The sequence below is a fragment of the Oerskovia sp. USHLN155 genome, from assembly GCF_037145535.1.
GTDB classification, from domain to species: Bacteria; Actinomycetota; Actinomycetes; order Actinomycetales; family Cellulomonadaceae; genus Oerskovia; species Oerskovia rustica.
On sequence record NZ_JBBCXG010000003.1, the window covers coordinates 63135 to 83098 of the forward strand.

The 19964-nt window shown below is 72.8% G+C and carries 17 protein-coding genes; 11 read left to right on the forward strand and 6 right to left on the reverse strand.

Annotated elements, in window-relative coordinates; all coding sequences use genetic code 11:
- Positions 1 to 115 precede the first annotated feature (115 nt).
- The 8 genes from WFH32_RS05185 to hemQ all read left to right on the forward strand — a co-directional run bounded on the left by WFH32_RS05185 (position 116) and on the right by hemQ (position 9493).
- Complete coding sequence (locus tag WFH32_RS05185) at positions 116 to 490, forward strand: ACT domain-containing protein (protein ID WP_336706400.1); 375 nt, start codon at positions 116 to 118, stop codon at positions 488 to 490.
- Positions 491 to 575: 85 nt separating this feature from the next.
- Complete coding sequence (locus WFH32_RS05190; RefSeq protein WP_336706401.1) at positions 576 to 1595, forward strand: LacI family DNA-binding transcriptional regulator; 1020 nt, start codon at positions 576 to 578, stop codon at positions 1593 to 1595.
- A gap of 306 nt (positions 1596 to 1901) precedes the next feature.
- Complete coding sequence (locus WFH32_RS05195; protein WP_336706402.1) at positions 1902 to 3605, forward strand: glycoside hydrolase family 13 protein; 1704 nt, start codon at positions 1902 to 1904, stop codon at positions 3603 to 3605.
- Positions 3606 to 3655: 50 nt separating this feature from the next.
- Positions 3656 to 5041 (forward strand): ABC transporter substrate-binding protein, encoded by a 1386-nt coding sequence (locus WFH32_RS05200; RefSeq protein WP_336706403.1) that lies wholly within the window; start codon positions 3656 to 3658, stop codon positions 5039 to 5041.
- A 259-nt stretch (positions 5042 to 5300) separates the two neighbouring features.
- Positions 5301 to 6257, forward strand: a complete 957-nt coding sequence (locus WFH32_RS05205) for a carbohydrate ABC transporter permease (protein ID WP_336706404.1) — start codon at positions 5301 to 5303, stop codon at positions 6255 to 6257.
- Positions 6258 to 6478: 221 nt separating this feature from the next.
- On the forward strand, positions 6479 to 7366 hold the full coding sequence (locus tag WFH32_RS05210) for a carbohydrate ABC transporter permease (protein WP_225227556.1): 888 nt from the start codon (positions 6479 to 6481) through the stop codon (positions 7364 to 7366).
- Positions 7367 to 7494: 128 nt separating this feature from the next.
- The gene (locus tag WFH32_RS05215) at positions 7495 to 8691 is read left to right on the forward strand and encodes a ferrochelatase (RefSeq protein WP_191794207.1); all 1197 of its coding nucleotides are present in this window, start codon (positions 7495 to 7497) and stop codon (positions 8689 to 8691) included.
- A 67-nt stretch (positions 8692 to 8758) separates the two neighbouring features.
- Positions 8759 to 9493 (forward strand): hydrogen peroxide-dependent heme synthase, encoded by a 735-nt coding sequence (gene hemQ / locus WFH32_RS05220; protein WP_191794206.1) that lies wholly within the window; start codon positions 8759 to 8761, stop codon positions 9491 to 9493.
- On the opposite strand, the gene WFH32_RS05225 is transcribed toward hemQ, so the two are convergent.
- Positions 9478 to 9768, reverse strand: a complete 291-nt coding sequence (locus tag WFH32_RS05225; RefSeq protein WP_191794205.1) for a hypothetical protein — start codon at positions 9766 to 9768, stop codon at positions 9478 to 9480. The genes hemQ and WFH32_RS05225 overlap by 16 nt on opposite strands.
- A 128-nt stretch (positions 9769 to 9896) precedes the next feature.
- Here WFH32_RS05225 and WFH32_RS05230 point away from each other — a divergent pair, with 128 nt between their 5' ends.
- Positions 9897 to 10733 (forward strand): tryptophan-rich sensory protein, encoded by an 837-nt coding sequence (locus tag WFH32_RS05230; protein ID WP_191794204.1) that lies wholly within the window; start codon positions 9897 to 9899, stop codon positions 10731 to 10733.
- Between the two features lie 115 nt (positions 10734 to 10848).
- Here the strand turns inward: WFH32_RS05230 and WFH32_RS05235 are convergent, their stop codons facing one another.
- From WFH32_RS05235 to WFH32_RS05245, 3 genes are all read right to left on the reverse strand, one after another.
- Positions 10849 to 12162: a Glu/Leu/Phe/Val family dehydrogenase gene (locus WFH32_RS05235; RefSeq protein ID WP_442946305.1), complete on the reverse strand. Its 1314-nt coding sequence runs from the start codon at positions 12160 to 12162 to the stop codon at positions 10849 to 10851.
- Between the two features lie 102 nt (positions 12163 to 12264).
- Entirely contained in the window at positions 12265 to 13035 is a 771-nt protein-coding gene (locus tag WFH32_RS05240) for an aldo/keto reductase (RefSeq protein WP_191794202.1), read from the reverse strand.
- Positions 13036 to 13086: 51 nt separating this feature from the next.
- The gene (locus WFH32_RS05245; protein ID WP_191794201.1) at positions 13087 to 13854 is read right to left on the reverse strand and encodes an AraC family transcriptional regulator; all 768 of its coding nucleotides are present in this window, start codon (positions 13852 to 13854) and stop codon (positions 13087 to 13089) included.
- A gap of 53 nt (positions 13855 to 13907) precedes the next feature.
- On the opposite strand from WFH32_RS05245, the gene WFH32_RS05250 reads away from it, so the two are divergent.
- Positions 13908 to 17441, forward strand: a complete 3534-nt coding sequence (locus WFH32_RS05250; protein ID WP_336706405.1) for a proline dehydrogenase family protein — start codon at positions 13908 to 13910, stop codon at positions 17439 to 17441.
- Positions 17442 to 17514: 73 nt separating this feature from the next.
- On the opposite strand, the gene WFH32_RS05255 is transcribed toward WFH32_RS05250, so the two are convergent.
- A complete protein-coding gene (locus WFH32_RS05255; RefSeq protein ID WP_336706406.1) occupies positions 17515 to 18243 on the reverse strand; it encodes an anaerobic ribonucleoside-triphosphate reductase activating protein in 729 nt (242 codons plus the stop codon).
- A gap of 278 nt (positions 18244 to 18521) precedes the next feature.
- Here WFH32_RS05255 and WFH32_RS05260 point away from each other — a divergent pair, with 278 nt between their 5' ends.
- The gene (locus WFH32_RS05260; protein WP_191794198.1) at positions 18522 to 18896 is read left to right on the forward strand and encodes an SdpI family protein; all 375 of its coding nucleotides are present in this window, start codon (positions 18522 to 18524) and stop codon (positions 18894 to 18896) included.
- A 10-nt stretch (positions 18897 to 18906) separates the two neighbouring features.
- On the opposite strand, the gene WFH32_RS05265 is transcribed toward WFH32_RS05260, so the two are convergent.
- The gene (locus WFH32_RS05265; protein ID WP_191794197.1) at positions 18907 to 19923 is read right to left on the reverse strand and encodes a LacI family DNA-binding transcriptional regulator; all 1017 of its coding nucleotides are present in this window, start codon (positions 19921 to 19923) and stop codon (positions 18907 to 18909) included.
- Positions 19924 to 19964: the final 41 nt, after the last annotated feature.

Consider the following 19964-nt stretch of genomic DNA (forward strand, 5'->3'; position numbering starts at 1 on the left):
CGAGCCTAACCACGGCCCGGCGCTCGGAGTGTGCCGCGCACACGGGTTGTTGTGCACTGCACGACACCTCTCGGGGGTGATTCGCGTGTCGGTGGTGCGCCCTAGGCTCGCGGGCATGTCCGCGCAGAAGATCCGCCTCCTCGACTCGTTCTTCACGCTCGCGCACGAGCCCCACGCGTCCTTCCCCGACGACGACGAGTGGGTCGCGCTCGTCCGCGCACCCGAAGGCCTGACCGTCCTGCGCGAGGCCTCGCCCTTCGGCGGGGGCGGCGACCGGTGGGCCGGTTTCTACGGCGACCCTCACGGGCTCGGCAAGCCCGGCATGCTCGCGGCGATCGTCGGCCCGCTCGCCGACGCGGGGATCGCGGTCTTCGTCGCGTCGACGTTCCACGCCGACCTGGTGCTGGTCCCCGAGGACTCGGTCGAGTCCGCCGCGGACGTGCTCACCGACGCGGGGCACACGGTCACGCGGGGACGGCGACGGCGCTGACGGGCAGCCCGACGAGCGCCGACGGTGCCGCTCAAGATTGCGCAAGCGAACGCAAGCCGCTTGCGCTCTGCGTATAGTCAGGAGCATGTCCAGACGACTTGCCGAGGTGGCCAGGAAGGTCGGCGTCAGCGAGGCCACGGTCAGCCGCGTGCTCAACGGCAAGCCCGGGGTCTCCCAGGCGACGCGCGACTCCGTCCTCACGGCCCTCGACGTGCTCGGGTACGAGCGCCCCACCAAGCTGCGCGGTGAGCGCGGACGGCTCGTCGGCCTCGTGCTCCCCGAGCTCGCCAACCCCATCTTCCCGGCGTTCGCCGAGGTCATCGGCGGGGCGCTCGCGCAGCAGGGGTTCACGCCCGTGCTCTGCACGCGCACCGCGGGCGGCATCACCGAGTCCGAGTACATCGACCTGCTGCTCGGCCAGCAGGTCTCGGGCGTGCTCTTCGCGGGCGGGTTCTACGCCCAGCGCGAGGCCGACCACGAGCCGTACCGGCGCCTCGCCGAGCGCAACCTGCCCGTGGTCCTCATGAACGCCTCGATCGAGTCGCTCGACTTCCCGCGGGTCTCGTGCGACGACGTCGTCGCCATGAACCAGGCGCTCGGGCACCTGCTGTCGCTGGGGCACCGCCGGATCGGGCTGCTCCTCGGGCCGACCGACCACATCCCGTCCGAGCGCAAGCTCGCCGCGGCCCACGCGCTCGCGGCCCGCCACGGCGTGACCATCGACCCCGCGCTCGTCCAGCACAGCCAGTACTCGCTCGAGAGCGGCCAGGCCGCCTCGGTGCGGCTCCTCGACGCCGGGGCGACGGCGATCGTCTGCGCGAGCGACCCGCTCGCGCTCGGCGCGATCCGCGCGGTGCGCCGGGCCGGCAAGCAGGTGCCGACCGACGTCTCGGTCGTCGGTTACGACGACTCGGCGCTCATGAACTCGACAGACCCCGCGCTCACGACCGTCCGCCAGCCCATCGAGCCCATGGGGCGCGCGGCCGTCGACCTGCTCGCGAGCATGATCGCGGGGGCCGACGTATCGCGCGACGAGCTGCTGTTCGAGCCCGAGCTCGTGGTGCGCGGCTCGACCGCGCCGCTGCGGAGCACCGGGGCCGACTAGCCGCGCCGTTGCCGACGAGGGCGCCGTCCCGGGACTCCCGGGGCGGCGCCCTCCGTGCTGCCCGCGCCTGCCCCGCCTGTCCGGCCTGCCCTGCGTCTGCCCTCTTGAGCCTGGCTCCATCGAGAAGGTCGCGTTTTGATAACGCTGCTGTCGAGTTCTTGCGTGATTGCTGTCGAGTGATTACGTTGATGCTCAAGACGACGGATCCACGGATCAGGAGTCCAGCGGCCCACCCACCCGGGACGCCGCGCTCGACGAGGAGCACCCGTTCACGGCTGAACGGGACGGACGGAAGACGAGGACACGGTGCGCGAGGACGACTCGACCCGAGGGACCGACGCCACCTGGTGGCGCGACGCGGTCATCTACCAGGTGTACGTACGCAGCTTCGCGGACGGCGACGGCGACGGCACCGGGGACCTGGCCGGCGTCCGGCAGCACCTGCCGTACCTGCGGGACCTGGGCGTCGACGCCATCTGGTTCACGCCCTGGTACCTGTCCCCGCTCGCCGACGGCGGGTACGACGTCGCGGACTACCGCGAGATCGACCCGCAGTTCGGCACGCTCGCCGAGGCCGAGCAGCTCATCGCCGAGGCCCGTGACCTGGGCATCCGCACCATCGTCGACGTCGTGCCCAACCACGTCTCGGCCGCGCACCGCTGGTTCCAGGCCGCGCTCGCCGCAGGCCCCGGCTCGCCCGAGCGCGAGCGCTTCTGGTTCCACCCCGGCAAGGGCCCGGGCGGCGACGAGATGCCCACGCACTGGGTCTCCGACTTCCAGGGCACCACCTGGACCCGCACCACGAACCCCGACGGCACGCCCGGCGAGTGGTACCTGCACCTGTTCACGCCCGAGCAGCCGGACCTCAACTGGAACCACCCCGACGTCCGGCGCGAGCACGAGGACATCCTGCGGTTCTGGTTCGACCGCGGCGCCGCGGGCATCCGGATCGACTCCGCGGCACTGCTCGTCAAGGACGCCACGCTGCCCGAGGTCCCGGCCCACCCCGGCCCCGGCGAGCACCCGCACGTCGACCGCGACGAGATCCACGACGTCTACCGCGGCTGGCGTGCCGTCGCCGAGTCCTACGACGAGCCGCGCGTCCTCGTCGGGGAGGTCTGGCTCGCCGACCGCGCGCGGTTCGCGCAGTACCTGCGCCCCGACGAGATGCACACCGCGTTCAACTTCGACTTCATGGCCCGCCCCTGGGACGCCAAGGCCCTGCGCGAGTCCGTCCAGACCACGCTCGACGCGCACGCCCCCGTGGGCGCCCCCGCCACGTGGGTCCTGTCCAACCACGACGTGACCCGCCCCGTGACGCGCTACGGCCGCGAGGACAGCGCGTTCGCGTTCGGCGCCAAGCGGTTCGGGACGCCGACCGACCTCGCCGCCGGACGCCGTCGGGCGCGCGCCGCCGCCCTCCTGTCCGCCGCCCTGCCCGGCTCGCTGTACGTCTACCAGGGCGACGAGCTCGGCCTGCCCGAGGTCGAGGACCTCCCGCTCGACGTCATCAACGACCCCATGCACTTCCGGTCCGGGGGAGTGGACCCCGGCCGCGACGGCTGTCGCGTCCCCCTGCCGTGGACGCGCGGCGGCACCAGCCACGGGTTCGGGCCCGACGGCGGTGCTCACCCCTGGTTGCCCCAGCCCGCCGGGTGGGGCGAGGTGTCCGTCGAGGCGCAGGCCGGCGACGACGCGTCGATGCTCAGCCTCTACCGCCGCGTCCTCGCGCTGCGGCACACCGAACCCGCGTTCCGCGCCGACTTCGCGTGGGCCGACGACCTCGTGCCCGGCGACGCGACGGGCGACCAGGTGCTCGCCTTCACGCGGGGAGACCTGCTGTGCGTCGTCAACCTCGGGCCCGCCGTCCCGCTGCCCGCCGGGTACGACGTGCTCCTGGCGAGCGCCGACCTCGAGCCAGGCGCCGCAGGCACCCGGCTCCCCACCGACACGGCCGCATGGCTCCGGCGCACCCCGCCCGGCCACGCGACCGGCACCACCCCCGCCTGACAGCACCGACACGCACCACCCGCACACCCGCCCGACAAGGAGCAGAGACAATGAAGTCCACACGCCGCGCGATCGCCCTCACCCTCGTGGGGGCCCTCACCGCCACCGCCCTCGCCGCCTGCTCGAGCTCCGGCTCGGGCGACGACGAGTCCGCCGACGGGAGGACCACCCTCAAGGTCGTCTCCCTCCTGCCCGGCTCCGAGCCCGAAGCCATCGACGCCTTCAACGAGCAGGTCAAGCAGTTCGAGGACGCCAACCCCGACATCGACGTCGTGCCCGAGGAGTACGAGTGGAAGGCGACGACGTTCGCCGCCCAGCTCGCCGGCGGCACCCTGCCCGACGTGTTCGAGATCCCGTTCACCGACGCCAAGACCCTCGTCGAGAACAAGCAGATCGCCGACCTCGACACCCAGTTCCGCACCCTGCCCTACGCCGACAAGTTCAACCCCGCCATCATCGACGCCGGCACCGGACCCGACGGCCACGTCTACGCCATCCCCGCCAAGAACGTCTACGGCGTCGGCCTCCACTACAACCGTGCCCTGTTCGAGTCCGCCGGCCTCGACCCCGACTCCCCGCCCACCACCTGGGACCAGGTCCGCGAGTACGCCAAGAAGATCGCCGACGCCAACCCCGGCGTCGCGGGCTACGCCCAGATGACGCAGAACAACACCGGCGGCTGGCAGCTCACCGTCAACACCTACTCGCGCGGCGGTCGTGTCCAGGACGTCGCCGACGACGGCACGGCCACCGAGTCGCTCGACAACGACGGCACCAAGGAAGCCCTCGAGTTCCTCAAGACGCTGCGCTGGGAGGACAACTCCATGGGCAGCAACTTCCTCCTCGACTGGGGCACCATGAACGAGGCCTTCGCCGCCGGACAGGTCGGCATGTACACGTCGGGCTCCGACGTCTACACCTCGATGGTCCAGTCCAACGGGCTCGACCCCGCGACCTACGGCCTCACCGCGCTGCCCCTCGACGGCGGCGACGCCGGCGTCCTCACGGGCGGCACCCTCGCGGCCATGCCCGCCAAGGCCACCGACGAGAAGAAGGCCGCCGCCGTCAAGTGGATCGACTTCTTCTATCTCAACAAGCTCGTCGACCAGGACGCCTCCGTCAAGGACGCCCAGACGCTCGTCGCGAGCGACCAGCCCGTCGGCACGCCCGTGCTCCCCATGTTCAGCAAGGAGCAGTACCTCGAGAACCAGGAATGGATCAAGGACTACATCAACGTCCCGCTGAACCAGATGACCGGTTACACCGACACCATGTTCGACCTGCCCCTCGTCGGTGAGCCGTCGCAGAAGACGCAGGAGATCTACGCGCTCATGGACCCCGTCGTCCAGGCCGTGCTGACCGACCAGAACGCCGACATCGACAAGCTGCTGGCGGACGCCAACAAGCAGGCCCAGGCGCTGCTCGACCAGGGGTGACGCCGGCCCCGAGGTGAGGGGTGTCGTGCGACCTTCCCTCCGCGCTCGTGCCTCGCGCTCCCGCCAGGCCCGACCACGGTCGCGCCACACCCCTCACCCCGGGACCTCACCGCTGCTCTCGCCGAGGGCTCACCCGGTGCTCGTGAGAGCGGGCCCGGGGTGGCCCGGCCCCCCGGTCTCAAGAACTCCCGGTAGGTCGCGGGCGCCCCCTCCGACCGACCGGGAACCTCCTCTTCTCCTCGACCCCGAAGGACCTTCCGTGACCGCCACCAGTGCACCGGCGCGCAGACGCCACGAAGCGCCGGCCGACAAGCCCGCCCGACGACGGTCGCCCGCGACGTGGGTGCGCGGCGGCGGGCTCAGCAACCTGATCTTCATGCTGCCCGTGATCGTGATCTTCGGGGTCTTCTCCTGGTTCCCGATCGTGCGCGCGCTCCTCATGAGCGTGCAGGAGACGAACCTCGTCGACACCCGGTTCGTGGGGCTCGACAACTTCCGGTACGTGCTCGCCGACCCGCTGCTGTGGACCGCGGTCAGGAACACGGCGTACTTCGCGTTCCTCGCGCTGCTGTTCGGGTACCCGATCCCGCTCGTGGCCGCGGTGCTGATGAGCGAGGTGCGCAGGTACAAGGGCCTGTACTCGGCGCTCGCGTACCTGCCGGTCGTCGTCCCGCCCGTCGTGGCCGTGCTGCTGTGGAAGTTCTTCTACGACGCCGGTCCCCACGGCGTGTTCAACACGATCCTCGGCTGGGTGGGACTGGGCCCCTACCCCTGGCTGCAGGACGCCACCACCGCCATGCCGTCGCTCGTGCTCGCGGCCACGTGGGCCGGGGCAGGCGGCACGATCATCATCTACCTCGCTGCCCTCACGAGCGTCCCGCCCGAGCTCTACGACGCCGCCGAGGTGGACGGCGCGGGCGTGTGGCGCAAGGTGTGGCACGTGACCATGCCCCAGCTTCGCGGGGTCCTGTTCATCACGCTGATCCTGCAGATCATCGGGACCGCGCAGGTGTTCCTCGAGCCGTACCTGTTCACGGGCGGCGGCCCCGCGAACTCGACCATCACGATCCTGCTGCTCATCTACAACTACGCGTTCGCGAACAGCCTGGGCGGCAACTACGGCGCGGCGACCGCGCTCTCGCTCATGCTCGCGCTCGCCCTCGCGGCCTTCTCCGCCCTGTACTTCCGCCTGACCCGGTCCTGGAGCACCTCATGACGACCCCGCGCACCGACCGTCCCGCCGCCGTCCCGCCCGGGACGCCCGGCAGCACGCCCGACCTCGCCGGGCCCGACGGCGCAGCCCGCCCCGGCGAGTACCCCTCTCCGCTGGAGGTCTCGGCCCAGGGCGGCGGCTCCATGGCGGGGCTCGCCGAGAGGGCCTACCTGACCCGTCGCGAGGGCGACGCGGCGCGCGAACGCAGGCGGCGTCGTCGGGCCATGGACGGCGTGGCCGACCGCGGCGCGGTGTCCGTCGCGGACTGGCGGCGCCCCTCGGTGCGGTTCGGGATGGGCGGGACGCACGTCCTGCTGCTCGTGCTGCTCGTGGTCGCGGGGCTCGGGCCCATGCTGCTGCTCGCGAAGTTCGCGGTCACGCCCACGCAGGACATCCTGCGCACGCCCATGGCGATCTTCCCGAACGGCATCGCCTGGGACAACCTCGACAAGGCGTGGAACGAGGTGCAGGTCAGCAAGTACTTCTTCAACACGATCTGGCTCGCGCTGGGCTCGTGGGCCGTGCAGATGGTCGTCGCGACGACCGCGGGCTACGCGCTGTCGGTGCTGCGCCCGCGCTACGGCAAGGCGGTCCAGGCGGCGGTGCTGTCGACCATGTTCATCCCGGCCGTCGTGCTGCTCGTGCCGCTCTACCTGACGATCCTGGACCCGCCGCTGCTGGGCACCTCGCTCATCAACAGCTTCTGGGCCGTGTGGCTGCCCGCGGGGGCGAGCGCGTTCAACGTGCTGCTCGTGCAGCGGTTCTTCGACAACCTGCCGCGCGAGGTCTTCGAGGCCGCGCGCGTCGACGGGGCCGGCCCCTACCGGCTGTTCTGGTCGATCGTGCTGCCCATGTCCAAGCCCATCCTGGGCGTGGTGTCGGTGTTCGCGATCATCGCGAGCTGGAAGGACTTCCTGTGGCCGCTCCTGGTCCTCAAGGACCCCCTGATCCAGCCGCTGTCGGTGCGCCTGCCCGCGATCGCGGCAACGACCGACAAGGGCGTGTTCCTCGCGGCGCTCGCGATCTCGACCATCATCCCGGTGCTGCTGTTCCTCGTGTTCCAGCGCACGTTCCTGCAGGGCGCGGGGCTCGGGGGAGCGGTCAAGGGGTAGTCACGGGGGAGCGGTTCCATGGCGAGGGCGAGGGCGAGGGTCGTTCTGACGAACTGTCCCGTCAATGTCACGTCCGCGTCGCAGCCCTCCGGGGAAGAACCCCCAGGTGCGGCTGAGATGATGCGGACATGCCCTCGTTCTCGCCTCAGACGACGGCCGCCGGAACCGGTGCACGGACCAGCACCGCTCCTGCCGCTGCCGCAGAAGTCCGCCCTTACGACGCCCTCCTCCTCTACTCGTTCGGAGGACCCAACAAGCCCGAGGACGTCGTGCCGTTCCTGCGCAACGTCACGGTCGGCAAGGGGATCCCCGACGAACGTCTCGAGGAGGTCGGCGAGCACTACTACGGGTTCGGCGGCAAGAGCCCCATCAACGAGCAGAACCTCGCCCTCAAGGCCGCGCTCGAGGAAGAGCTCGCGGACCGCGGGATCGACCTGCCCGTCGTGTGGGGCAACCGCAACTGGGAGCCCTACACGCGTGACGCCGTCGAGCAGCTCGCCGGCACGGGCGCCCAGCGCGTGGTCGCCCTCGTGACCTCGGCCTTCTCGTCCTACTCCGGGTGCCGCCAGTACCGCGAGGACCTCGCGCTCACGCTCGACGCCCGAGGCGAGCTCGGAGCCGACGGCTCGACCGGCATCCAGTTCGACAAGGTGCGCTCCTACTTCAACCACCCCGGCTTCGCGCAGGCGAACATCGACGCCGTGCTCGAGGGGTACGAGGCGCTCGCGGCCAAGGGCGGCGACGTGCGCGAGGCTCGCCTGGTGTTCGTCACGCACTCGATCCCGCTGACCATGGAGGCCGCGTCGCGCATCTCGCACGCGACCTACTCGCGCCAGCACCTCGACCTGGCCCGCGTCGTCGCGGAGGAGGTCTCGACCCGCCTCGGCCACGAGGTCGAGTGGAACCTGACGTTCTGCTCGCGCTCGGGGCCGCCCGCGCAGCCGTGGCTCGAGCCGGACGTCAACGACCACCTCGAGTCGCTGGCCGCCGACGACGTCACGAACGTCGTGCTCTCGCCCATCGGCTTCGTGTCGGACCACATGGAGGTCGCGTACGACCTCGACACCGAGGCCATGGAGACCGCGACGCGCCTCGGGATCACCGCCGTGCGCGCCGGGACCGTCGGCACCCGCGCCCCGTTCGTCAAGGGCCTGGTGGACCTGGTCCTCGAGCGTGCGGCCATCGCGCGCGACGAGAAGTTCACCGAGGCCGTGGTCGGCGAGCTCGGCGCGTTCCGCTCGGTCTGCGCACCGGACTGCTGCCTGCGCCGCGACGGGGAGCCCAGCGGCATCCCCGCGCTGTGCAGCACGGACCTGCACCGCTGACCCGACGACCCGCACGACTCCCGGGACGTCGGCGTCCCAGGAGCACGCACTCCAGAGAGGCACGACGATGAACGACGCGCACCGCGTCCCCGTGGACCACGAACAGATCAACGACTCGATCCGCTACACGATGTGGTCGGTCTTCGCGCTGGCCGAGTCCCTGCCGGCCGACGCCGCCGAACGCACCGAGATGGTCGAGGCCGCGCTCGCCGCGGTCGGCGGCGGCGACGACCCGGCGGCCGTCGAGGGCGACCTCGTGGTCCGCGGCTGGTACGACCTGGGCGGACTGCGCTCCGACGCCGACCTCATGGTCTGGTGGCACGGCCCGACGATCGAGTCCGTCCAGGGCGCCTACCAGCGCCTGCGGGCGAGCGAGCTCGGCCGCCACCTCGAGCCGGTCTGGTCGAACGCGGCCCTGCACCGCCCGGCCGAGTTCAACCGCGGGCACGTCCCGGCGTTCCTCATGCACGAGGAGCCGGGCTCGTACCTGTGCGTGTACCCGTTCGTGCGGTCGTACGACTGGTACCTCCTGCCCGACGCCGAGCGCCGCACCATGCTGCGCGACCACGGTCTGGCGGCTCGCGACTACGCGGACGTGCGGGCCAACACGGTCGCGTCGTTCGCCCTCGGTGACTACGAGTGGCTGCTGGCCTTCGAGGCCCAGGAGCTGCACCGCATCGTTGACCTCATGCGGGACCTGCGGGCCACCGAGGCGCGCCGCCACGTGCGCGAGGAGACGCCGTTCTTCACCGGTCCCCGGACCACGCTCATCGAGTGGGCGGGGCGTCAGCCGCTGTCCTGACCTCGCGTCTCCGGGGCGTCCCGGACGTCCCCGGGGGCGCGGGCGTCGAGGAGGCGGCCCAGCGCCCCGAACAGGTCGACCGACAGCGGCACGTGGCCGTGCTCCCACGCCGGGGCGAGGTACTGCTGCTCGGCGAAGGTCCGGTCCGCCGTCGCGGTGGGCTCTGCCGATCCCGTTGCCGATGCCGCCGACCCCGCGCTGTCGCCGGACGTCTCGGCCCCGGGGGCCAGGACGTGGACGAGCGCGCCGAGCGCCGCTCGCAGCATGCTGTTCATGTGGTTCTCCGACGGCGGGCCGCGTCGCGGCGATCTGCTGGCGCCGGAGCGTAACCGGTCGAGGGCGCCCGGCGCCAGCGGGATGCGCACGAGATGCTCAGCATGCTGAGGGTTGGCATGCTGGGACCATGAGCAGCACCCGAGCAACCACGTCAGCCCAGCCCGCCGCGGCCCCCGCGACCGCCGACCGGGTCCGCCAGGTCACGGTCCTCGTCGGGGCGGCGGTCGCGATCGTCGGCGCAGCGTTCGGCTCCGGAGCGTTCGGCGGCCAGGCGATCCAGGACGCCGCCGGGGGAGCCCTCGCCGCCGACGCGACCCCCGTGGCGCCCGACGGCCCCGCGTTCTCCATCTGGTCGGTGATCTACCTGGGGCTCGCGGTCTTCGCGGTCTACCAGGCGCTCCCGCGCCAGGCCACCGATCCCCGCCTGCGGTCCGTGTCGTGGTGGGTCCTGGCCTCGATGCTGCTCAACGCCGCATGGATCGGCGTGGTCCAGACGGGCGTCCTGCCGCTCAGCGTCGTCGTGATCGGCGTGCTCGTCGCGGTGCTCGCCGTGATCCTCGTGCGGCTCGTGCGCACCCCGCCCACGAGCGGCGTCCAGTCCGTCGTCCTGGACGGCACGGTCGGCCTCTACCTGGGCTGGGCCAGCGTGGCCACGCTCGCGAACGTCGCCGCCGCGCTCACCGACGCGGGCGTGGGCGAGGCGGGTCTCGGCGCGACCGCCTGGGGTGTGCTCGTCGTCGCAGCCGGCGCGGTCCTGGCCGTCGCCTACGCCCTCTTCGCGGCGCGCAGGCCCGTGGTCGCGATCACGATCGGGCTGGCCATGGCCTGGGGGCTCGGCTGGATCGCCTACGGCCGTGCGAACGGCCCCCTCGTCGACGGCACCGTCGCGGTCGCGGCCGGCATCGCCGCGGGCGTCGCGATCCTGGCCCCCGTCGTGACCACCCTGCGCGCGCGCCGGGGCTGACGCGGCGCCGTCGGGCAGGGCAGGTCTCGCCCAGGGCCCCGGAGTGCCGGGCCAGGACGTGCGACAGGGCGGCCCTCGCCTCGCGGGGACCGCCCTGCCCAGGTCGAGGGCGACGTTACGGGTAGAGCCCGCGGATCTGGTGCGCCTCGGCCGTGCGCTGGATGCCGATGACGAGCGCGGCGTCGCGCAGGCTCAGCTCCTCGCGACGAGCCAGCGACGACACGCCCTGGTAGGCCACGTGCATGCGGTGCTCGAGCTTCTCGCCGATCTCCTGCTCGGTCCACCAGTACGCCTGGTTCGCCTGGACCCACTCGAAGTAGGACACGACGACGCCGCCCGCGTTCGCGAGGATGTCCGGCACCACGGTCACGCCGTTCTTGGCGAGGATGCGGTCGCCCGCAGCGGTGGTCGGGCCGTTCGCCCCCTCGACGACCCAGCGGGCCTTGACGGTGTGCGCGGTCTCGTCGTCGAGCACGCCCTCCACGGCCGCGGGGATGAGGACGTCCACGGGCAGCGCGAGCAGCGCGTGGTTGTCGATCGGCTCGGCGTCCTCGAAGCCGACCACCGTCCCGGTCTCGGCGACGTGCCGGAACAGCGCGGCGACGTCGAGCCCGTCCTCGTCGTGGATGCCGCCGTACTGGTCGCTCACCGCGACCACCCGGGCGCCCTGGCCCGCGAGGATCGCGGCGGCGTGCGAGCCCACCTTGCCGAAGCCCTGGACCGCGACCGACGCGTCCGAGAGCTCGAGCCCCGCCTCGGCGAGCGCGGCCCTGGTCGTGTGGACCACGCCCTGCGACGTCGCCGTGGTGCGCCCGAGCGAGCCGCCCACGGGGATCGGCTTGCCCGTCACGACGCCCGGGATCGTGTACCCCTGGTTGACCGAGTAGGTGTCCATGACCCATGCCATGGTCTGCTCGTTGGTCCCCATGTCGGGGGCCATGATGTCCCGCTCGGGGCCGATCACGGGCATGATCTCGCTCGTGTACCGGCGGGTCACGCGCTCGAGCTCGGCCTGCGTGTACTGGCGCGGGTCGATCGACACGCCCCCCTTGGCGCCGCCGTACGGCAGGTCCACGACGGCACACTTCCAGGTCATCCACATGGCGAGCGCGCGCACCTCGTCGATGTCGACGCTCGGGTGGTACCGCAGCCCGCCCTTGCCGGGGCCGCGCGAGACGTTGTGCTGCACGCGGTAGCCGCGGAACAGCACGATCTCGCCGCTGTCGCGACGCAGCGGGACCGAGACGTTGACCTCGCGGCGCGGGGTCGCGAGCATCTCGTGCAGGCCCGGGTCGTACCCGAGGATCTCGACCGCGTTCGCGAGCTGGCTGTGGGCCGTCGCGAGGGCCGAGGCCTTCTGGTGGGGGGGCTCGGCGGTGGATCCGGCCTGGGTGGGACCGCTGGTGGGCGGCGTTGACGTCGTCGTCACTCTTCCTCCGGGTGATGAGGGTTTTCCGGTCCCGAGGTGAGGGACCGTGCCCGTCCAACGTACCGCCAGGTCGGGGCCCGTTTCACGTCGCCCGCCGGATCGTCACCCGAGCGTGTCGATGCTCGCGAGCTCGTCGGGGCTCAGCGAGAAGCCCGTGACGTCGAAGTTCGCCTCGATCCGGGCCGGGGTCACCGACTTGGGGATCACGACGAATCCGTGGTCCAGGTGCCAGCGCACGACGACCTGGGCGGTGCTGACCCCGTGGGCCCTCGCGACCGCCTGCAGGGCGGGTGAGTCGAGGTTCGTGCGCTTGAACGGGCTGTACCCCTCGAGCACCACGCCGCGCTTGGCGTGCTGCTCGACGACCTGCGCGTCGTAGTCGTCCGGGCCCCAGGGGATCTGGTTGACCGCGGGCGTCTCGCCCGTCTGCTCGGACAGGACGTCGAGCTGGTCCACCGAGTAGTTCGACACCCCGACCGACCGCACGAGTCCCACGTTGCGCGCCCCGAGCATCTCGGCCCACACCCAGGGGGAGGCGTCGCCCGACGGTGGCCAGTGGATCAGCCACAGGTCCAGGTAGTCGGTGCCGAGCAGGCGCAACGACTGCGCGAGGGTCTCGTGCTCACGCCCGACGTCCGCGGGGCGCAGCTTGGTCGTGAGGAACACGTCCCCGCGCGGCACGCCGGACGCGGCGAGCGCCCGGCCCACCTGCTCCTCGTTGCCGTACATGGTCGCGGTGTCGATGTGCCGGTACCCGACGTCGAGCGCGTGGCGCACCGCGCGGTAGCAGTCGTCGCCCTCGGACTGCCAGGTGCCGAGGCCGAGCAGGGGGATGTCGCCGCCGGGCAGGGCGGCGGTGGGGATCGAGGTCATGGTTCCCAGTCTTGGCACGGGTGGCGCGGGAGCGCGAGCCGGAGAGCCGACCTACCGCCGAGCCCTGCGCCGGAACGACGACGGCGTCTCGCCCGTCAGGCGCGCGAAGGTCCGGGTGAACGCGGGCTGGTCGTAGAAGCCCGTGACGACCGCGATCTCGGCGATGGGGGAGTCGGAGCCCACGAGCAGCTCGGCCGCCCGGTCGACCCGGGCGCGGAGCACGAGCTGGCGCGGGCTGAGCGAGAACACGCGCCGCACGCGGCGGTCGAGCACCGCGGGCGTGCACCCCGCGAGCGCTGCGAGGTCCGCGACCGTGAGCGCCTGCCCCAGGCGCTCCTCGATGCCCGCGACGAGCCGCGCCATCGAGTCCATCGAGGCGTCGTCGGCGTCGTCCTCGCGCAGGTCCTGCGAGACCGAGACGAGCCCCACGAGGTGTCCTGCGGCGTCGTGCACGGGGAGCTTGGACGTGAGGAACCAGCCGGGCGTGCCGCCCAGGCGGCGGATGAGCTCGAGCTCGTTGCGCAGCGGACGGCCCGTGCGCAGGACCTCGGCGTCCTGCTGGTCGTAGCGCTCGGCGAGCTGTGGCACGAACAGGTCGGTGGCGCGCTTGCCGAGGACCGCGCGGCGCGAGCGCTCGTTGGTGCGGGCCACGAAGACCCGGTTGACCAGCACGTACCGGCCCGTGACGTCCTTGGCGCAGAACATGGTCGACGAGAGCTCGTCCATGAGGTCGACCATCGCGGGGCTGAGGGCAGCGAGCAGCGCCTCGCCGTCTGGCCAGGTGCGTGGTGGGGTGGACTTGTCCGGAAGCGATGCCATGACAGCCCGGATCGTACAAGACGAAGCGTCAGCAACGGAGGCACGCTAGGAGGATGAGCAGCCACGACTCGAGCGCCCCAGCGGGTGCTCCACGCGCGGACGACCGGTCACGAGCCGGTGCCTCCTCGCCCCTGACCAGCGTCGACGTCCAGACCGACACCCCGATCGAGGCCCTGGCCGACGACGCCGCGCGCCTCGCCCGCAGCTGGATCGCCGCCGCGGCCGCGGCCTCGGAGGGGGCGCGCGAGCGCAGGACCGCCGAGCGCCTCGGCGCCCTCGTGTCCGACCCTGCGGGCCTCGAGCTCGCGGTGCGTTTCGTCGACAACGTCGCCCGCCCCCAGGACGTCCAGGTCGCCGCGCACGAGCTCGGGCTCCTGGGCGACCTCGCCGGCGGCGCGAAGGGCTTCCTCGGCCCGGTCGACACCGCGCTGCTGCGTCTCGGCGCCCGCATGGCCCCGGTCCTGCCGAAGGTCGTCGTGCCCGCCGCGCGGATCCGCCTGCGCCAGCTCGTCGGTCACCTCGTGGCCGACGCCGGCCCGGGGCTCGGCAGGCACCTCGCGCGCACGCGTGCCGAGGGGTACGCGCTCAACGTCAACCTCCTCGGCGAGGCCGTGCTCGGCGAGGACGAGGCGCAGGCCCGGCTCGCGCGGACCATCGCGCTCGTCGAGCGTCCCGACGTCGACTACGTCTCGGTCAAGGTGTCCTCGGTCGCGTCCCAGCTCGTCACGTGGGACCTCGAGGGCTCGCGCGACCGCGTCGTCGAGCGGCTCCTGCCGCTGTACCGCGCCGCGCGCGACCACGGGGTGTTCCTCAACCTCGACATGGAGGAGTACCGCGACCTGGCCCTGACGACCGAGGTCTTCCAGGCGGTCCTGGGGCGTGAGGAGTTCCGTGGTCTGGAGGCCGGGATCGTGCTCCAGGCGTACCTGCCCGACGCGCTCGGCGCGCTCGACGGCATCACGGCGTTCGCGACCGAGCGCGTCGCGGCGGGCGGTGCCCCCGTCAAGGTGCGCCTCGTCAAGGGTGCGAACCTCGCGATGGAGAAGGTCGAGGCCGAGCTCCACGGCTGGGCCCAGGCTCCCTACCCGACCAAGCCCGACGTCGACGCGAACTACGTGCGCCTCGTCGACCACGCGCTGCGCGCCCCCCGCACCGACGCGGTGCGGATCGGCGTCGCGAGCCACAACCTGTTCCACGTCGCGCTCGCGATCCTCGTCGCACGTGCGCGCGGGGTCGCTCACGCGCTCGACGTCGAGATGCTGCAGGGCATGGCGCCGGGCGAGGCGCGGGCGGTGCGGGACGAGGTCGCTCGGGACTCGGGCCGCGTCGTCCTCTACACCCCCGTCGTGGCTCGCGAGGACTTCGACGTCGCGATCTCCTACCTCGTGCGACGTCTCGAGGAGAACGCGGCCGAGCAGAACTTCCTGCACGCCATGTTCGCTCCGTCGGACCACCCGTCGGACCATCCCTCGGACACCGCGATGGACCGCCAGGAGGCCGCCTACCGCGCCTCGGTCGAGCTCGGCACCCGCTACTCCGCCGCGGACGTGACGCCGCGTCGCCAGGCGCGCGACGCCGTCGGGCACGTGGCCGGGGAGCGTTTCACCAACGCCGCCGACACCGACCCGGCCGTCGCCGCCAGCCGCGCCTGGGCCGCGCGGATCGTCGGACCCGACTCCGGGTTCGTCCCCGCGCAGTCGCCCGAGGTGGCGAGCACGGACCAGGTGGACGACGTCGTCGCGCGCGCCGGCAGGGCCACCGCGGCCTGGGCGCAGGTCGCCCCCGCGGACCGCGCCCGTGCGCTGCGCGCCGTGGCCGCCCGGCTCGAGGAGGCCCGCACCGACCTCGTGACCGCCATGGTCCACGAGCCCGGCAAGACCGTCGCCGAGGCCGACCCCGAGGTCAGCGAGGCTGTCGACTTCGCGAGCTACTACGCGCAGTCCGCCGAGGCGCTCGACCAGGTCCCCGGCGCGAGGTTCACGCCCCACGGCGTGACCCTCGTGACCCCGCCGTGGAACTTCCCCGTCGCGATCCCCGTGGGCGGGATCGTCGCGGCGCTCGCGGCCGGCTCGGCCGTGATCGCGAAGCCGGCCCCGGCCACGCCGCGCTGCCTGGAGGTCGCGGTCGACGCGATCCACGCGGGGCTCGCGGACGCCGTCGCGGATGCAGCCGCCGGGAGCACCCTGACCGCGGAGTCCGTCCGGGACGTCGTGCAGCTCTCGCGCGTGCCCGACGGCGACCTCGGTCGCCACCTCGTGACGCACGAGGGAGTGGCCCGCGTCATCCTCACGGGGGCCATCGAGACCGCGCAGATGTTCGCGTCCTGGCGGCCGGGGCTCGACGTGCTCGCCGAGACGTCGGGCAAGAACGCGATCGTCGTGACGCCCTCGGCGGACCTCGACCTCGCGGCGGCCGACGTCGTGCGCTCTGCGTTCGGGCACGCGGGCCAGAAGTGCTCGGCGGCCTCGCTCGTGATCCTCGTGGGCTCGGTCGGTGACCAGCGGACCGAGACGGGGCGCCGGTTCTCGGTGCAGCTCGTCGACGCGGTGCGTTCGCTCGCGGTCGGCCCGGCCACGGACGTCTCGACGACCATGGGCCCGCTCACCGAGGCGCCCGGCGACAAGCTGCTGCGCGCCCTGACGACGCTCGAACCGGGCGAGCAGTGGCTCGTCGCGCCGCGCCGCCTCGACGCCGCGGGTCGCTCGTGGACCCCGGGGCTGCGCTCGGGCGTCGCGCCGGGCTCGTTCTTCCACCTCACCGAGGCGTTCGGCCCGGTGCTCGGGGTCATGACGGCCGCGACCCTCGACGAGGCCATCGAGCTCCAGAACGCGGTCTCGTTCGGACTCACGGGCGGCATCCACAGCCTCGACGACACCGAGGTCGACACCTGGCTCGACCGCGTCCAGGTCGGCAACGCCTACGTCAACCGCGTCATCACGGGCGCGATCGTGCAGCGCCAGTCGTTCGGCGGCTGGAAGCGCTCGGCCGTGGGTCCGGGCGCCAAGGCGGGCGGGCCCAACTACGTGGCCGAGCTGGGCACGTGGAGCGACGCCGTCGCCGCGGGTGCGGAGGGCGGGGCGCCCGACGCCGGAGCCGTCCCCGCGCGCGAGACCTCGCCCGAGGCGTGGCTCGCGTGGGCCCGGGCGGACGACGCCCGCTGGTGGGCGCACGAGTTCGCGGTCGAGCACGACCCGTCGGCGCTCCACGTCGAGTCGAACGTGTTCCGGTACCGGCCGATCGACGTCCTGACGGTCCGCGTCGGGGACGGGGCCGCGCCGGTCGAGGTCGAGCGCGTGCTGTCCGCGGCGCGCACGGCCGGGGTGCCGGTCGTCGTGAGCCGCGCCGCCGGGCAGTCGGCCGTGAGCCACGAGGCGTTCGCCGCGGCCGTCGCGCGTGGAGAGGTCAGGGGTCGCGTCCGCGTCGTGGGCTCGGCGCCCGGGCTGCGCGAGGCTGCGGCGGGCCACGTGGGCGACGTGACGGTGCTGGACCACCCGGTCCTCGCGAGCGGGCGGCGCGAGCTGCTCACGGTCCTGCGCGAGCAGGCGATCAGCCGGACGATGCACCGGTTCGGGCACGTGACGCGCTGACCCTCCGGACGTGTCAGGACCAGCGTGACCCAGGGGTCACGCTGGTCCTGACACGAGGCCGCCCCGAGGCACGTCAGGTGCGCCGCCGGGTCAGGGGCAGGTCGTCGTCCTGCAGGACGTCGGACAGCCGTCGACCGGCGAGCGCGGCCGCGTACTCGGAGGTCGTCCCGAGGTCGCGCGCCTCCTGGAGCACGTGACCCCTGACTCCCATGGCGGAGAGCTGCCCGCAGAGCTCGAGGACGTCGGCGCGCGAGTGCACGGTCGGGTCGACCGTGGTCCGCACCTCGTGCGGGACGCCCGAGCGTTGCAAGGTCGCGAGGGACCGGTACGCGGCCTCGCCCGAGGGAGCAGCGCCCGTGACCCGTGCGTACTGGTCGGGCAGGTCCTTGATGTCGAGCCCGACCCAGTCGACGAGAGGCAGGACGTGCTCGAGGCGTGCGGGCCACGCGCCCCCGGTGTGCAGCCCGACGCCGAAGCCCAGGGCGCGCACGTCGGCGATCGCCGACGGGAGCGCGGCCTGGAGGGTCGGTTCGCCGCCCGAGAAGACGACGCCGTCGAGGAGCCCCTGCCGCGTCGCGAGGAACGCCAGGACGTCGGTCCAGGGGATCGCTCGCTGCGCGCTGCGCGGCGCGGCGGTGACGAGGTCCGGGTTGTGGCAGTACGTGCAGCGCCACGGGCATCCCTGGAGGAAGACCGTCGCGACGTGCCGGCCGGGCCAGTCGACGGTCGAGAGCGTGGTCAGGCCCGCCACCACGAGGGGCGGGAGCGCACGCTCCGCGGACGAGCCCGCGGTGGCGGTCATGTCGTGTCCTTCCGGCCGGTCGTCAGGGGTCGTGGAACGGTCCCCGGGCAGGCTCGGGTCAGCGTCGGCACGACGTGCCTCGACGGTACGGGGAGGGGACGCTCGACTCACCGAGCCACTTTGTGAGAACCTTCACAAGCGGTTGTCAGTATGTCATGAGCGTCTCGCCGGGCGCGGGCGCGTACGTCCTCCGAGCGGTGCGGCCTAGGCTCGTGCCGTGCACCCGCGGCCTCGCCCGCCGACCGCGACGCACTACCGACCTCGCCGAGGAGGCCCCCGTGCTGGCTGTCTGGATCATCGTCGTCGTGGCGCTCCTCGTCGCGTGGCTCGCCTGGCTCGGGGCGACCGACCGGATGACGCGCAACAGTCTGATCGGGATCCGCACCCCCGCGACCCAAGCCAGCGACGCGGGGTGGATCGCGGGGCACCGGGCCGCGCTCAAGGTGGTGCTGCCGGGGGCGGCGCTCGTGACGGCGCTCGCGGTCGTCGGCAGCGTCATGGGTCCCGACGGCGCCACGGACGTCGTGTTCTTCGCCGTCGCCGGGGCGCTCCTCACCGAGGGGATCGCGGCGGCGGTGGTCGCCGAGGTCGCGGCGCGGGGTGCGGACGCCGTTCAGGGGGACGAGCACCCCGGCCAGTGGGACGTCGACTAGCGGCGCACGGTCAGTCCGACGCCCCGCGGATGAGCTCGGGGGAGAAGACGCGCGGCGACCGCGAGACGGGGTGGCCGGCGATGAGGTCGAGCAGCATCCCCGTCGCGGCCTTGACCATCTCCACGACGGGGTTCTGCACGGTCGTCAGCGCCGGGCTAGTCGCCCCGGCGACGCCGAGGTTGTCGAAGCCGACGACGGCCACGTCGCCCGGCACGGACTTGCCCCGTGCGCGCAGGACGCGCAGCGCGCCCTCGGCCATGAGGTCCGAGGCGGCGAAGACCGCGTCGATGTCGGGGTGGCGGTCCAGGAGCTCCTCCATGGCCGCCGCCCCGCCGGCCGCGGCGAAGTCGCCCGAGGCGATCGCGTCGTCGGGCAGGCCCGCCGCGCGCAGCGCCTTGCGCCACCCCGCGAGGCGGTCCACGCCTGCCGTCATGTCCTGGGGGCCGGTGATCGTCGCGATGCGCCGGTAGCCGCCGTCGATCAGGCGCTGGGTCGCGATGCGTCCGCCCTCGACGTTGTCGACGTCCACGTAGACCAGGTCGTCCATCGCGGTGAAGGGGCGGCCGACGAAGACCGCGGGGAGCGGGGAGGCGAGCACCGCGCCCTCGAGGTCGTCCTCGCGGTGGTGCGACGTGATGATCGCGCCGTCCACGTGACCGCTGCGCAGGTACCGCACGATGCGTCCCGCGTGCTCGTCGGGCCGGGCGATGAGCAGCACCAGCTGCAGGTCCGTGGGCGCGAGCGCCGCGCTGACCCCGCGCAGCGTCCCCGACAGGAACGGGTCCGTGAGGATGCGCTCGTCGGGCTCGGGGACGACGAGCGCGATCGAGTCGGTACGTCGTGTCACGAGTGACCGTGCCGCCCTGTTCGGGGTGTACCCGAGCTGGGCGACGGCTGCGTCCACGGCGGCCTGCGCCTCGGGGGAGACGCGCAGGCCGCCGTTGATGGCACGGGACGCCGTCGAGCGGGACACGCCGGCCGTCTGTGCGACCTCGTCCAGGGTCGGCGCGGAACTCAGGGTGCTCATGGTCTCAGTATCCTGCCAGGCCTGGATGAGAGAACTGCCAC